This is a genomic window from Citromicrobium bathyomarinum, from assembly GCA_001306305.2.
Taxonomy (GTDB): Bacteria; Pseudomonadota; Alphaproteobacteria; order Sphingomonadales; family Sphingomonadaceae; genus Alteriqipengyuania; species Alteriqipengyuania bathyomarina.
The window spans coordinates 1,385,878-1,400,095 of sequence record CP155577.1 but is presented as its reverse complement, the minus strand read 5'-3'; the positions used below and the strand labels follow the sequence as shown (position 1 = coordinate 1,400,095).

General features: G+C 66.0%; 13 protein-coding genes. 7 read left to right on the top strand and 6 right to left on the bottom strand.

The window, feature by feature from the left end:
- Window positions 1–9 precede the first annotated feature (9 nt).
- Window positions 10–1,476 (bottom strand): glycerol kinase GlpK, encoded by a 1,467-nt coding sequence (glpK, locus tag VO57_006895; GenBank protein ID XBL71056.1) that lies wholly within the window; start codon window positions 1,474–1,476, stop codon window positions 10–12.
- 64 nt (window positions 1,477–1,540) lie between these two features.
- On the opposite strand from glpK, the gene VO57_006890 reads away from it, so the two are divergent.
- Window positions 1,541–2,413, top strand: a complete 873-nt coding sequence (locus VO57_006890; protein XBL71055.1) for an MBL fold metallo-hydrolase — start codon at window positions 1,541–1,543, stop codon at window positions 2,411–2,413.
- Between the two features lie 15 nt (window positions 2,414–2,428).
- A complete protein-coding gene (locus VO57_006885; GenBank protein XBL71054.1) occupies window positions 2,429–3,166 on the top strand; it encodes a DUF4230 domain-containing protein in 738 nt (245 codons plus the stop codon).
- Window positions 3,167–3,190: 24 nt separating this feature from the next.
- Here the strand turns inward: VO57_006885 and VO57_006880 are convergent, their stop codons facing one another.
- Complete coding sequence (locus tag VO57_006880) at window positions 3,191–5,179, bottom strand: BCCT family transporter (GenBank protein XBL71053.1); 1,989 nt, start codon at window positions 5,177–5,179, stop codon at window positions 3,191–3,193.
- A 173-nt stretch (window positions 5,180–5,352) separates the two neighbouring features.
- Between VO57_006880 and nadA the strand changes: the two genes are divergently transcribed.
- Window positions 5,353–6,342: a quinolinate synthase NadA gene (gene nadA / locus VO57_006875; GenBank protein XBL71052.1), complete on the top strand. Its 990-nt coding sequence runs from the start codon at window positions 5,353–5,355 to the stop codon at window positions 6,340–6,342.
- An 81-nt stretch (window positions 6,343–6,423) separates the two neighbouring features.
- Here the strand turns inward: nadA and VO57_006870 are convergent, their stop codons facing one another.
- The gene (locus VO57_006870; protein ID XBL71051.1) at window positions 6,424–7,335 is read right to left on the bottom strand and encodes a bacteriorhodopsin; all 912 of its coding nucleotides are present in this window, start codon (window positions 7,333–7,335) and stop codon (window positions 6,424–6,426) included.
- A gap of 172 nt (window positions 7,336–7,507) precedes the next feature.
- Here VO57_006870 and VO57_006865 point away from each other — a divergent pair, with 172 nt between their 5' ends.
- A complete protein-coding gene (locus tag VO57_006865; GenBank protein XBL71050.1) occupies window positions 7,508–8,824 on the top strand; it encodes a DUF2254 domain-containing protein in 1,317 nt (438 codons plus the stop codon).
- A 4-nt stretch (window positions 8,825–8,828) separates the two neighbouring features.
- Here VO57_006865 and VO57_006860 read toward each other — a convergent pair whose 3' ends face one another.
- The gene (locus VO57_006860) at window positions 8,829–9,734 is read right to left on the bottom strand and encodes a DMT family transporter (GenBank protein XBL71049.1); all 906 of its coding nucleotides are present in this window, start codon (window positions 9,732–9,734) and stop codon (window positions 8,829–8,831) included.
- Window positions 9,735–9,792: 58 nt separating this feature from the next.
- Between VO57_006860 and VO57_006855 the strand changes: the two genes are divergently transcribed.
- Window positions 9,793–10,902, top strand: a complete 1,110-nt coding sequence (locus tag VO57_006855; GenBank protein XBL71048.1) for an alkene reductase — start codon at window positions 9,793–9,795, stop codon at window positions 10,900–10,902.
- A gap of 45 nt (window positions 10,903–10,947) precedes the next feature.
- On the opposite strand, the gene VO57_006850 is transcribed toward VO57_006855, so the two are convergent.
- A complete protein-coding gene (locus tag VO57_006850; protein XBL71047.1) occupies window positions 10,948–11,199 on the bottom strand; it encodes a hypothetical protein in 252 nt (83 codons plus the stop codon).
- Window positions 11,196–11,855 carry a lipoyl(octanoyl) transferase LipB gene (gene lipB, locus VO57_006845; protein ID XBL71046.1) on the bottom strand — a complete coding sequence of 220 codons (660 nt, stop codon included), beginning with the start codon at window positions 11,853–11,855 and terminating at the stop codon, window positions 11,196–11,198. Before lipB ends, VO57_006850 begins: the two co-directional genes overlap by 4 nt.
- A gap of 60 nt (window positions 11,856–11,915) precedes the next feature.
- Here lipB and VO57_006840 point away from each other — a divergent pair, with 60 nt between their 5' ends.
- Together VO57_006840 and VO57_006835 are read left to right on the top strand one after the other, a co-directional pair.
- Window positions 11,916–12,740 (top strand): glycerophosphoryl diester phosphodiesterase membrane domain-containing protein, encoded by an 825-nt coding sequence (locus VO57_006840; GenBank protein ID XBL71045.1) that lies wholly within the window; start codon window positions 11,916–11,918, stop codon window positions 12,738–12,740.
- Between the two features lie 58 nt (window positions 12,741–12,798).
- Window positions 12,799–14,199 carry an MFS transporter gene (locus VO57_006835; protein ID XBL71044.1) on the top strand — a complete coding sequence of 467 codons (1,401 nt, stop codon included), beginning with the start codon at window positions 12,799–12,801 and terminating at the stop codon, window positions 14,197–14,199.
- The last annotated feature ends 19 nt before the right edge of the window (window positions 14,200–14,218 follow it).

Genomic DNA, 14,218 nt, shown 5'->3' with positions numbered 1-14,218 from the left:
CGCGCGGCCTCACGCGTTCGCGAGCGCCTGCGCCCAGCGCTCCAGCCGTTCCTTGCGCACGCCCTCGTCCATCTCCGGTTCGAACCGGTCGATCGGGCCGCGCATCGCCTCGACCGCACCCTGAAGATCGGCGAACCAGCCGGCCCCGGTCGCTGCCGCGACCGCCGCGCCCAGTGCCGTGGTCTCGACGAACCGCGGCCGCTCGACCGCGATGTTCAGGATGTCCGCAATATCCTGCGCCAGCCAGTCGTTCGCGCTCATCCCCCCGTCGATCCGCAGGCTTTCCCAGCGTGCGCCGTCGGCAGCGAAGGCGGTCGCCAGATCGTAGGTCTGGCACGACATCGATTCGAGCGCGGCGCGCACGATATGCGCCTTGCCGGTGGAGAAGCTGAGGCCCGCGATCAGCCCGCGCGCCTCGGCCCGCCAGTGCGGCGCACCCAGCCCTGCAAGCGCAGGCACGATCACCACCTCGCCCGAATTCTCGACCGATCGGGCCAGCGCTTCGGTTTCCTGCGCGCTGTCGATCAGACCGAGTGAATCGCGCAGCCACTGGATCAGACTGCCCGCGACGAACACCGAGCCCTCGATCGCATAGGTGCGCTGGCCGTCGTTCTGCGTGAGCACGGTTGAGAGCAGGCGATGCTCGGAATGCGGGATTTGGGTTCCATGATTGGCAAGGATGAAAGCGCCTGTGCCGTAGGTCGCCTTGATCTCGCCCTCCGACAGGCAGCCTTGGCCGATCGTCGCCGCCTGCTGATCGCCGACCAGCCCGCAGATCGGGATCGCGCGGCCGAACAGTTCGGGATCGGTACGGGCGATCTCGCCATGCGTGTCGACCACCTGCGGCAGCGCCTCGTGCGGCACGCCGAACAGATCGCACAGATCGGGCGAGAAACCCGCTTCGCCCAGCGGCAACAGAAGAGTGCGGCTGGCATTGCTCGCATCGCTGACATGGGCCCCGCCCGATAGCTTCGCGACCAGCCAGCTCTCGACCGTGCCGAAGGCAAGCCGCCCGGCCTCCTGCGCCTGTGCGACCGCATCGACGTTATCGAGCATCCAGCGCATCTTGGTGGCGGAGAAATAGGGATCGAGCAGCAGGCCCGTCTTCTTGTGGACCGGCTCTTCGCGGCCCTCGTCGCGAAGCCGCCGGCAAACATCCGCGGTGCGCCGGTCCTGCCAGACGATCGCGCGGGCGAGCGGCTTCAGCGTCTCGCGGTCCCACGCCACCACCGTCTCGCGCTGGTTGGTGATCCCGATCGCGGCGATGCTTTCGGGCGGGCGGTTGCCGAGTACGCGGCGCGCGCAATTGAGGCTCGCCTGCCAGATTTCCTGCGCATCGTGTTCGACCCGGCCGGGCTGCGGAAAGTGCTGCGTGATCTCGGCCTGCGCAGTGCCCGCGACCGCGCCGTCGCGCCCGAACAGGATCGCGCGGGTCGAGGTGGTTCCGGCGTCGATCACCAGGATATGTTCGCTCAAGGCTGACCTCTCTCGATTATCTGCGGCGTGACATGCGCCAGCGCGGTGCCCATATGCAATGGCGATGGTTCAGATTCCGCCCCGCCCATGGCCGACCGGCACGCCCGAAAAGCCCGAGCCGCTGGTCACCCGAGTGCTCGCGCCCAATCCCTCGCCCTACACCTTCACCGGGACGCAGACCTATCTGGTCGGCCACGGTTCGGATCGGGCGGTGATCGACCCCGGCCCTGACGAGGCAGAGCATCTCGACGCGATCCTCGCCGCAGCGGGCGACGCGCGCATCTCCGCGATCCTGTGCACCCACACCCACCGCGATCACTCGCCCGGTGCCACCCCGCTCGCCGAGCGTACGGGCGCCCCGGTGATGGGCTGCGCAAAGCTGGTGATCGCGGATAGCGGCCCGCGTCTCGACGAGTCATTCGACACCACCTACGAGCCAGAGCGGGTTCTCTCAGACGGCGAGGCCGTTTCGGGCGACGGCTGGACGCTGCGCGCGGTCCACACGCCGGGCCACACCTCCAACCACCTGTGCTTCGCGCTGGAGGAAAGCGGCGCGCTGTTTACCGGCGATCATGTGATGGGCTGGTCGACCAGCGTAATCGTGCCGCCCGATGGCGACATGGGGGATTACCTCGAAAGCCTCGACAAGCTCTACAGCCGCGAGGACCGGGTCTACTATCCCGCCCACGGCGCACCGGTCGAAACGCCCCAGCAACTGGTCCGCTCGATGCTCGGGCATCGCCGTCAGCGGGAGCGCCAGATCCTGAAGGTGCTGGCCGATGGCCCCCGGAGTCTGCCTGAGTTCATCCCGATCATGTACAAGGGGCTCGATCCGCGACTGGAGAAGGCCGCGCAAATGTCGGTTCACGCCCACCTCATCGATCTGGAACGGCGCGACATGGTTAACCGTTCTGAAGAGCGATGGACCGCCCTTTAGTGGAGACGAATGCCTGTGAGTGACGATCAGACCGAGACCGCCGTCGAGCATGAAGCGTCAGCGAAGGACGCAAAACCGGTCAAGAAGGCACGCCCGCCGTTTCTGCCGTGGTTTCTGGTGATCCTGCTGCTCGCCGCGATCGCATGGATTGGCTGGCGTACCTACGGCCCCAACCGGATGGGCGACCCGATCGGCACCACGCTGGTCTCGTTCGAGAAGCAGAACCGGCTGGTGGTGTTCACCGCCGAATTCGCGCCGGTCGTCGCGAGTAAGGACAGCCGCTTTTTCGGGGCGCTGCAAAGCCGCCAGATCGCGGTGATCCCTGCGCGGGTGGATTACTCCGTCGATCTGTCGAAGATGGACCGATCGCGCCTGTCATGGAACGCGGAAACGCAGACCATGGACGTGCGGCTACCCGCGCTCGAGCTGAGCAAGCCCAATCTGGATGAAGCGCGCGCGAAGTACATGCGCGAGGGGCTATGGATCACGCGCGATGCGGAAGACGATCTGAGCCGCAACAACACGCAGATCGCAGAGCGCGAGGCGCTCGACAGCGCGCGCAGCCCGGCGCTGATGGAACTCGCACGCGCCTCTGCCCGCGCAGCCGTGCAGCAGAACATCGCCGTGCCGCTCGCCGCGGCAGGCTATCGCGGGATCACGGTGGAGGTCAGCTTCGACGGCGATACGCCCAGGAAGCTGGGTTCCCCCGCCAAGGCGGCGACCAAAACTGCCGAAAAGACCTCCACTCGCTGACCGCTAACTGCCAGCGCGCGGCGATCAGGCCAGCCGCCGCGCGTGGCGGAAATGCTCGTAACGGTTGAGCAGGTCGCCGATCAGCTGTTCGGTCGTGTACCCCGTCACATCGAGCGGATGGCCGCCTTCGGAGCTGCGCGCCATCGCCCGGAAATGGCGCTTGTTCTCGTCGCCGGGGCGATGCGCTTCGGCCCACGCGAAGCTCGGCGGGCGGAAGGAGCGCGCGCGCACTTCGTAGCTGAAGGTGCCGTGTTCGCCATGCGGGACCGATAGCAGCACGTCGCCGCCATCGCGGGTGAGTTCGGGGGCCAGACTACGGCGGCGCATTTCCGCCGCCACGTCTTCCAGCGCGGGCAAGGCCTTCTGTTCGAGGAACTCGGCCACCTGTTCCTTGCGGAACGAGCCGGTGATGGTGGACAGGCGCTTCTTCCAGCTGATCTCGGGGTCGAGCGGCTGGCTGGGCAGCACACCGTAATCGGGCACACCGCCGGCATGCTCCATCGCCAGCGCCTTGAGCAGGCCGTAACAGATGAAGATCATCACCACCGCAAAGGGCAGCGCGCTTGCGATGGCGGCCGTCTGCAAGGCTTGCAGACCGCCTGCGACCAGCAGGACTGCCGCAACTGCGCCCGCGCAAATCGCCCAGAACACGCGCTGCCACACCGGCGGCGCCTCTGCCGCGCCATTGGTGATCGTATCGATCACCAGCGCGCCCGAATCCGCCGAAGTGACGAAGAAGGTCACGATCAGCAGCGTAGCCGCAACCGATGTGATCGACGACAATGGCAGCTCGGCCAAGGTCGCGAAGAGTGCGGTGGGCAGGTTGTCCTGAACCACCTGGGCGAGCGGCGCGACGCCTGCCATGTCGAGCGAAATGGCCGTGTTGCCGAATACGGTCATCCACAGGAAGGTGAACAGCACCGGCACCACCAGTACGCCGAGCACGAACTGGCGGATCGTGCGACCGCGCGAGATCCGCGCGATGAACATGCCGACGAAGGGCGACCACGCGATCCACCAGCCCCAGTAGAACAGCGTCCAGTTGGCCAGCCAGTCGTTCGGCTCATAGGCGTAGAGGCGGAAGGTGCGCTCCACCACCTGGCCGAGATAGGCCCCAGTATTCTGCACGAAGGCCTGCAGCAGGAAGATCGTCGAGCCGGTCACCAGCACGAAGCCAAGCAGGATCACCGCGAGCACGATGTTGAATTCGGACAGGCGCTTCACGCCCTTGTCGAGCCCGAGATAGACCGACAGCGTCGCCAGCAGGGTAATCCCGGCGATCAGCGCGATCTGGATGCCAGCCGATTGCGGGACGCCTGCAATATAGGCGAGGCCCGCATTGACCTGCAGCACGCCCAGCCCCAGCGAAGTCGCAACGCCGAACATGGTGCCCAGCACCGCGAAAATGTCGATCGCATGGCCGATCGGCCCGTGGATACGCGAGCCCAGCAGCGGATAGAGTGCGGAGCGCGGGGTCAGCGGCAAGCCGCGCCGGAACGCGAAATAGGCCAGCGACAGCCCGACCACCGCGTAAATCGCCCAGGCATGCACGCCCCAGTGGAAGAAGGTGAGCACCATCGCCTGCCGCGCGGAATCGACGCTGAGCGGATCACCGCGCGGTGGCTCTGCATAATGCAGCATGGGCTCGGCCACGCCGAAGAACACCAGCCCGATCCCCATGCCGGCGCTGAACAGCATCGCGAACCACGACAGGTGGCTGTATTCCGGCTCGCTCCAGTCCGGGCCCAGCTTGATGTCGCCGTATTTGCTGACCGTTAGGAACACGATGAAGATCAGGAAACCGGCCACGGTGAGGATGTAGAACCAGCCGAAATCGGCCACGATCAGCGCCTGCAGGCGATCGAATACCTGCCCTGCCGTCTCCGAAAAAAGCGCCCCGAACAGCGCAAACGCCACGATCAGGATCGCCGACCCGAAGAACACCGGGCGATTGGCGACCAGACGCCACTGCGAGGGATTGTCGGCGGCTTCTTGCAATACGGGATCGGTCATAGAGGTGCGCTCTTGCATCCCCACGCCCCCGGGGCAAGGCAAGCTGGCCATCTTCGCTCTCGGCGAGCCTGCTTCGCAGGCCCCCGATGCGCTTTTGCGAGGAACACACTCGCGCGCGGGCCCGTTCGTCCTATATGCGTCACCCAACACGAACGACCGGGGCCCACTAGACCATGAACGACCAGACCCGCCCGCCGACCGGCGACGACCTGCTTGCCGAGATCGAGCGCCTGCGCAAGGAACGCAACGCGGTTATCCTGGCGCATTACTATCAGCGGCCCGAAATCCAGGATCTGGCCGATTTCGTCGGCGATTCGCTCCAGCTCAGCCAGATGGCGGCGGAGACCGATGCGGACGTGATCGCCTTTTGCGGGGTCAAGTTCATGGCCGACACGGCCAAGATCCTGAGCCCCGAAAAGATCGTCGTCCTGCCCGACATGGACGCGGGCTGCAGCCTTGAAGACAGCTGCCCGCCGGAAAAGTTCAAGGCCTTCCGCGAGGCGCATCCCGATCATATCGCGCTGACCTACATCAACTGCTCGACCGAGGTGAAAGCTCTGTCGGACGTGATCGTGACCAGCTCTTCGGCCGAGACGATCCTCCAGCAGATTCCCGAAGACCAGCCGATCATCTTCGGCCCGGACCGTCACTTGGGCGGCTATCTCAACCGCAAGTTCAACCGCGACATGCTGCTGTGGCCGGGCGTGTGCATCGTGCACGAAGCCTTCAGCGAGACCGAACTGCTCAAGCTGAAAGCCCAGCACCCCGGCGCACCGATCGCGGCGCATCCCGAGTGCCCGGCGGCGATCGTCGAGCATGCGGATTATGTCGGCTCGACCAGCGGCATCCTGCAATTCGCCGAGACGTTCGAGGGCGACAAGCTGATCGTCGCGACCGAGCCGCACATCATCCATCAGATGGAAAAGGCGCTGCCGGAGAAAACCTTTATCGGCGCGCCGGGCGCAGACGGCAACTGCAACTGCAATATCTGCCCCTACATGGCGCTCAACACGCTGGAAAAGCTCTACACCGCGCTGCGCGACCTCGAGCCGCGGATCGAGATCGAGGAAGGCCTGCGCCTGCAGGCCAAGCAGAGCCTCGACAAGATGCTGGAAATGGCCAGCGGCACGATCGGCAAGGGCGATCTCGACACGATCGACTGACACCGCCAGCCGAACATCTTACACACGAAAAAGGGCCGGGGAGATCCACTTCCCCGGCCCTTCTCGCATGACGTGCTGCTGTCAGGGAGCGCGTCGTAATCCGGGCCCGCCGGTATTGGGCTTGTCCGGCGTGGGGGCGAGCGCTTCGGCGGCGGGCATATAGCCCTCGAAGGCGCTGCGCCGCAGGACGAAGCGGGCGAGAATGATGCCGTAGATCAGCTTGGAAGCAATATCGGCGAAGGAATAGATCGCCTGACGCGCAACCACCAGATCGCCCGTCGCGCCAAGCTGCGGCAGGGCATAGGCAAGCGGATAGAGGCCCCAGCTGGCGAGGAAGAACCACCACAGGTTGCTGGGCCAGGATTTCAGGATGTCGGGCGTCGTCGCCAGCCCCGCGATCAGCGTCTGGCGCACTTCCAGGATCAGCCACAGGAAGAAGATCGACGAAATCACACCCCACAGGTTAAGATGCGAGAAATCGCCAACCGCGCCGAACTGGCCGTAGAGGCCGGTCCAGATCATCAGTACGCCGGGCACCGCCATGCGCAGCGCGCGCCGATGCACCTCCGCCTGGCGAAGCCCCATCGCGATCGCCAGCTGAGCCAGCAGGATCGGCACGGTGATCGTCCAGTTGCCGTAGCGATAGGCGTTGGAGAAGCTGTCGTTCTGCGCCAGCGGGCGATACAGACCGTCGACGTAGGCATAGCTCTCCTTCCACAGCCCGAATTCCTGCAGCAGGGTCAGCCCCGCGCTCGCCATCACCACCGCCGAGAGAATCGGCACCAGCCGATAACGCGGTGCGAGGTTCTGCACGCTCATCAGGAAGAACAGAATGAACGCGAAGAACGCCGCGTAACTAACCATAAGGATTAACGAACCCAGATGGTACTGCTGACTGGTCAGGGTGACGAGGTTCTCTATGGCCGAGATCGCTGCGTCGGCCTGAGCAATCTGCGGCTCTGCAACAGTGGGATCGGCGATCGGGGCAGCCATGTGTGTCCTTTCAGAGGGCGGGAAATCCGGCCCCGCCATGCCCGCGTCCAATCGCAGGAAGCCTGCCGCAGCGCAATTCTGGTAAGGATAATCTGCGCATTCCCGTTTCGCTGCGAGACACACGCGGGCAAAGTCCCTAACTTCGCCACCAAACCGGAGTGAAATACCCCAGATGATCGCCAGATTTCAAAAATTATGGAGCGATATCAACGCTAGCTACTGGTTCTTCCCGGGGCTGTTCGCGATCTCGACCCTGCTCCTGGCGATGCTGACGGTGGAGCTTGACCGGCGGGGCCTTACCGAGTGGGTCGATCATCTCAACTGGTTGCCCCCCGCCCGGCCCCAGGGGGCCAGCAACATGCTGACCGTGATCGCCAGTTCGATGATCGGGGTGGCGTCCACCGTCTTCTCGATTACGATTGCGGCGGTCGCCTATGCCAGCGGCAATTACGGCCCCCGGCTGCTGACCAACTTCATGGAAGATCGCGGCAACCAGCTGAGCCTGGCGACCTTCATCGGCACCTTCGTCTACGCGATCACGGTGCTTCTGTCGGTGCGGATGCCCGATGAATCGGGCGTTCTGACCTCGCAAGGCGACGGGTTCGTGCCCCAGCTGTCGCTGCTGATCGCCTACGTGCTGATGGCGGTCTCGGTCATGGTGCTGGTCTATTTCCTCAACCACGTGCCCTCCTCGATCAGGATCAATGCGGTGCTGGAAGGGATCGGTCGCCGCCTGCTGAACGCGATCCGCGACAATTTCGACGAACCGATGAAGGCGCGCGTGGAAGGCGAGGTGCGCGAGGGCACGCCCGTATTTGCCTCGCGCACCGGCTACATCCAGGTGATCAACTGGAACGAGCTGCTCAAGGTTGCGCGCAAGAGCGGGTCGGAACTGCAACTGGCGGTGCGGACCGGCGATTTCTGCCACCCCTCGGTCGCCATCGGGTACTGGTCCGAAAAGCCGGACGATGCCTGCGACGAGCAGGTGCGCGAGTGCATTGCGCTGGGCGATGCGCGGACCCCGGCGCAGGATCTGCATTTCATGATCGACGAACTGGTCGAGATCGGGCTGCGCGCGCTGTCGCCCGGCATCAACGACCCTTTCACGGCTATCTCCGCGCTGCACTGGATCGGCGCGGCCACCGCCGAACTGGGCAAGCGCGACCTGAACTGGTCGGTGGGCGAACCCGACGAGGACGGGCGACGCCCGCTGCGGCCGATGGCGGACGATTTCAGCCACTATCTCGGGCGCGGCTTCGGCACGATCCGGTCTGCTGCGGCGACCAGTCCGCCGGCAGCCGCGGTCATGTTTGATTCTCTAGAAAGCGCCGCTGTGACGATCACCGATCCGGTGCGCCACAAGAACATCCGCGACGAGGCGGACCAGCTGATGCGCCAGGCAAAAGCCTCCCTCACCGGTCCGGATCTGGAGCAGGTGGAGGCCCGCTTCGCGCTGTTCCGCAAGCGGCTGGAAGACCACCCCAAATAGGGTGTCAGCCGACCCGCGCACGCGCGACCGCCAGCGCCGCGCCAACCATCGCCATGCCGACGAGATCGAGCAGGCCGAGCGTTTCGCCGAACGCGAGATAGCCGGAGAGTACCGCCACCGCAGGCTGCATCAGCAGCGCCAGGCCGATTATCATCGGCGGGAAGGCGCGCAGAGCGAAGACCAGCAGGCCCTGCCCCGCGACCTGGCTCAGCAGCGCGAGCACGATCAGCGGGGGCCAGTCGTGCGGCCACACCGGCTCGCCGCGCAACAGCGCCACCGCCAGCAGCACCGGCGCGGCGATGCAGCACACCCGCACCAGCAGGCTCCACCCGCCCAGCCCCTTGCGCGCATCCTGCAGGCACAGCAGGTAGATCGCGTAAAGCATCCCGGCGGTGATGCAGAACAGGTCGCCCATCAGGGTATCCGCGCTGATCTGTGCGCTGCGCCCCAGCAGGATGGCCGCGCCGCCCAGCGCCAGCACGATCGCCGCCCACTCGGCCCGCGCGGGCATGGTCCGCGCGATCACGATGCCCCAGAACAGCAGCACGATGCTGCCCGCATTGCCGAACAGCGTCGCGTTGCCCAGCCGGGTATGTTCGATCCCGATGTGCCAGCTGGCCAGATCGAGCGCGAAGGCGACCGCCCCCAGCGCGACCAGCCATGCGGTGCGGCGCGGCACGCCCAGCACAGGCTGACGCGCACTGCGCGCAATCAGCCAGATGATCGGCAACGCCAGTACCAGCCGCCAGAAGCCCGCAGACACCGGGCCGCTGTCCGCCAGGCGGACCGACCACGGCCCGAGCGCGAGCGCCACATTGCCCGCGATCAGCGCCGCCCAGTGCAGCGCGCGCGGGTTTTGGCTTGCCCCCTGCAAAGGCGTTCTTTCATGCGCGTTGCTTGTCGTGGCCATGGCGCGCCCCTAACTCCGCCCGACGCCCACGGGTCAACCAAATAAGGAGAACACCTCCATGCACGACGCCCTGTTCCAGCCGATCCGCCTCGGCGCGATCACCGCGCCCAACCGGATTTTGATGGCGCCACTGACGCGCGGCCGCGCGACCCCGCCGAATTTCGTTCCGAATAAGATGATGGAAACCTATTACCGCCAGCGCGCGGGCGCCGGGCTGATCATCAGCGAAGCGACCGGGATCAGCGTGGAAGGGCTCGGCTGGCCGAACGCGCCGGGCATCTGGAGCGACGAGCAGGTCGAGGGCTGGAAGCCGATCACCGACGGCGTGCACGAGGAAGGCGGGCGGATCGTCCTGCAGCTGTGGCACATGGGGCGGATTGTTCACCCCGATTTCCTTGGCGGAAATCCGCCGGTATCCGCCAGCGCGACCACCGCGCCGGGCCACGCGCACACCCCCACGGGCCGCAAGGACCACGTACAGGCACGCGCGCTTTCGATCGACGAAATCAAGCGCGTGGTCGAAGATTATCGCAAGGCGGGCGAGAACGCGAAGGCTGCCGGTTTCGACGGGGTGCAGCTGCACGGCGCGAATGGCTACCTGATCGACCAGTTCCTGCGTCGCAGCACCAATCTGCGCGAAGACGAATATGGCGGTTCGGCAGAAAACCGCGCCCGCCTGCTGGGCGAGGTACTCGACGCGCTGATTGACGCATGGGGCGCGGACCGGGTGGGCCTGCGCCTGTCGCCCAATGGCGAGACGCAAGGCGCGGACGATCCCGATCCGGCGGAAACCTTCGGCGCAGCAGCGAAGGTGGCGGAAGATCGCAAGGTCGCCTTCCTCGAACTGCGCCAGCCCGGGCCGAACGGCACCTTCGGCGCGACCGACGTGCCGCAGCAGGATGCGCTTATCCGGGACATCTACAAAGGCCCGCTGGTCCTCAACAGCGACTACACGCCGGAGGAGGCCGCCAAGGATGTGGAAAGCGGGCGTGCCGACGCGATCAGCTTCGGCCGGCCCTTCATCTCCAACCCGGACCTGCCCACCCGGATCGCCAAGGGTGCGCATCTGGCAGAGAACGTCAACGTGCCGCAAAGCTGGTATCTGCCGGGCGAAGCGGGCTACATCGACTATCCGACGCTGGAAGAGGAAGCTGCGGCGAGCGCCTGACCCGGCGCGCCGCGAGCAGGCGCAATGATCTGCGAGCGGGCGGCGCTATTCGGCGTCGTCCGCTCCATCCTGGGAGGCGTCGCCATCCTCGCCTTCTTCACCATCTTCGCCGCCGCGCTTGGGCGACTGCGACTGGACCATCACCACCGGCAACATCGAGTCGGTGATCGTACCGCCCAGCACTTCGCCCTGCGGGCCGGTATCCTCGGCTTCTTTTGATTCGGCGGCATCCTTGCCTCCCCCGCACGAGGCGAGCAGCAAAGCGCTTGCACCAATGGCCAAAATCCTGCGGGTCATGACGCATCCTGTCGTTCGAGCGCCTCGAGAAACGTGGGCGCGGTGGCCTTTAATGCCTCATCCCACGCCTCCGGTGCAAGCGCGATCCCCAGATCGGCGAGGCTGGTGACGCCGAACTCGTCGATCCCGCAGGGGACGATTCCGGTAAAGTGCGACAGGTCGGGCGACAGGTTGACCGCAAAGCCGTGCATCGTCACCCAGCGGCGCACGCGCACACCGATCGCGCCGATCTTCGCCTCGCGCCCATCGGGCCCCTTGGTCCAGATGCCGACCCGTTCGGGCACCGTCCAGCACTCCACCCCCAGCCCGCCGAGCGTCTCCACCACCCATCCTTCCAGCGAATGGACGAAGCGGCGCACATCCTTGCCGCGCTTGCGCAGGTCGAGCAGTGTGTAGGTCACCCGCTGGCCGGGGCCGTGATAGGTGTAGCGCCCGCCACGCCCCGCCTCGACCACTTCGAACCGCGGATCGAGCAGCTCGCTCGCCACAGCGCTGGTGCCAGCGGTGTAGACTGGGGGATGCTCCAGCTGCCAGATCAGCTCGCGCGCCTCGCCCCGCTCGATCGCTGCGTTGCGCGCCTCCATCTGGTCCAGCGCCTCGCGATAGGGCACCTGCTGCGCGGCGACGTGCCATTCGATCTGTTCAAGTCCGGCCATTTTCGTTTGCGTGGCCCATGACCCGGCGCTTATCAAGAGCCGCACACAAGGGGGTTGCCAATGAAACTCGACATGAATCGCGCGTGGACCGAAGCGCTCAGCCTGATTCAGGCCAATCTGGGCGTGGTCGCGACCGTGGCGGGGGTGTTCTTCTTCCTGCCCTATCTCGCCTTCGCGCTGCTGATGCCGGAGACGGCCAACTTCACGGTCGAGCCCAATTCGAACGATCCGTCCGCGGCATTCGATCAGGTGATGGCATTTTACGCGGACATCTGGTGGATCATGCTGCTGCTGGTGGTGGCGCAGACGGTCGGCACGCTCGCGCTGCTGGCGCTGCTGCGGGCGGACAACCGCCCGACCGTGGGCCAGGCGATCGCAGTCGGCGCGATCGGCTTCCTCACCTCGATCGCAGCGACGATCATCCTGTATATCGGCGTGGGCGTGATCGGGGGCGTGCTGATGGGGGTCGCAATCGCAAGCAAAATCACCGCGCTGGCAGTGATCCTGGGCCTCCTGCTGTTCGTCGCCTTCATCTACCTGATGGTAAAGTTCTCGCTGCTCGCGCCGGTCATCGCGATCGACAAGGTCTACAACCCCCTCACCGCCCTGCTGCGGTCGTGGCGGCTGACCAAGGGCAATTCGGTGCGGCTGTTCTTCTTCTACCTGCTGCTTTTCATCGCCCTCGTGGTCGTCAGCGGAGTGATCGGCATGATCGTGATGCTGGTCTTCGGCCTGATGGGGGAGGAAGTCATGCTGATCGGTTCGGGGCTGATCAATTCGGCGGTCAATGCGGTCGTCATCGTGCTGATGCTGGGCGTCCTCGCCGCAGTTCACCGCCAGCTCGCCGGGCCGAGCGCGGAAAGCATGGGCGAAACCTTCGAATAGCCTTTATGGGGGAGCGCCGATTGCCACCTGCGCGCGCGCGGCCTAGCGTCGCGCCGTAATGGCCGACAATCCCCCCTCCGCTTCCGAGAATTCCCTTCTGAGCCCACCGGCTCCGCCAGACCATCAGGGCATCCCGCGCGGGCGCATGGCGCTGCTGTTCACCGTCGTGCTGGTCTCGGCGGCGGGCAACACCGCGATGCAATCGGTCATGCCCTCGATCGGCACGGCCTTGGGCGTTGCGGACGTGTGGATCAGTTTGGCCTATAGCTGGTCCGCACTGCTCTGGGTGATCTTCGCCCCCTACTGGGCAGGCCGGTCGGACAGGCGCGGCCGTAAGGCGATGATGGGGCTGGGCCTCGCGGGCTTCGTCGCCTCGATGGGCCTGTGCGGCGCGGTGCTGTGGATCGGCCTTGCGGGCTGGCTGACCCCGCTGCTGACCCTGCTGCTGTTTGCGCTGTGCCGTTCGCTCTACGGGCTGCTGGGTTCCGCCGCGCCGCCGGCAGTGCAGGCCTATGTCGCCAGCCGCACCCCGCGCGCCGAGCGCACGCAGGCGCTGTCGCTCATCTCGTCCAGCTTCGGGCTCGGCACGGTGATCGGCCCCGCTCTTGCCCCCTTGCTGATCTTCCCGCTGGTGGGGCTGACCGGCCCGTTCTTCTCCTTCGCGTTGATCGGGATCGTCGCGATGGTCGCGCTGCGGCTCCGCCTGCCCAATGACGAGCCGCGCTTCGCCGCGCGTGGGCTGGCCTTCGATGCGCCCTATGGCGGCAGCGGCGCAGGCCGCCATGCGACCGACAAGCCGTCGGACGAGGACGCGGATACGCCCCCCGGGCAGGACACGTCCATGCCTGCCGAAGCACCGGCTCTGAAATGGGCCGACAAGCGCATTCGCCCGTGGCTGCTGGCGGGGCTGCTGGGCGGCCACGCGCAGGCGATGATGCTGGGTATCGCGGGCTTCCTCGTGCTCGACCGGCTGGGCCTGCGCGACGATCCGCTGGCGGGTGCCGGACCGGTCAGCATCGTGCTGATGATCGGCGCGGTGGCGACCCTGCTGGCGCAATGGGGGCTGATCCCCATTCTGCATCTCGGCCCGCGCGTCTCGACACTGGCGGGCATGGCGTTGAGCGTGGTTGGCGCGGCGATCTTCGGCACGGCGGGCGACCTTCACGGAATCGCGCTTGGCTTTGCCGTCGCCGCGCTCGGCTTCGGCCTGTTCCGCCCCGGTTTCACCTCGGGCATGTCGCTTGCGGTCAGCCGTCCGGAGCAGGGGCAGGTTTCGGGCAAGGTCGCCAGCGTGAATGGCGCGAGCTACATCTACGCGCCCGCACTGGGCGTGTGGCTGTACGGCCATAGCGACTGGATAGGTTTCGCCGCGATCATCGGCTTTTGCGTGGCGGTGATGGTGATCGGCTGGACCCGGCTCGACAGCGACGAGGCGCTGATGGCACGCGCGGACGACTAGGTCGCTCCGCACGTACCCG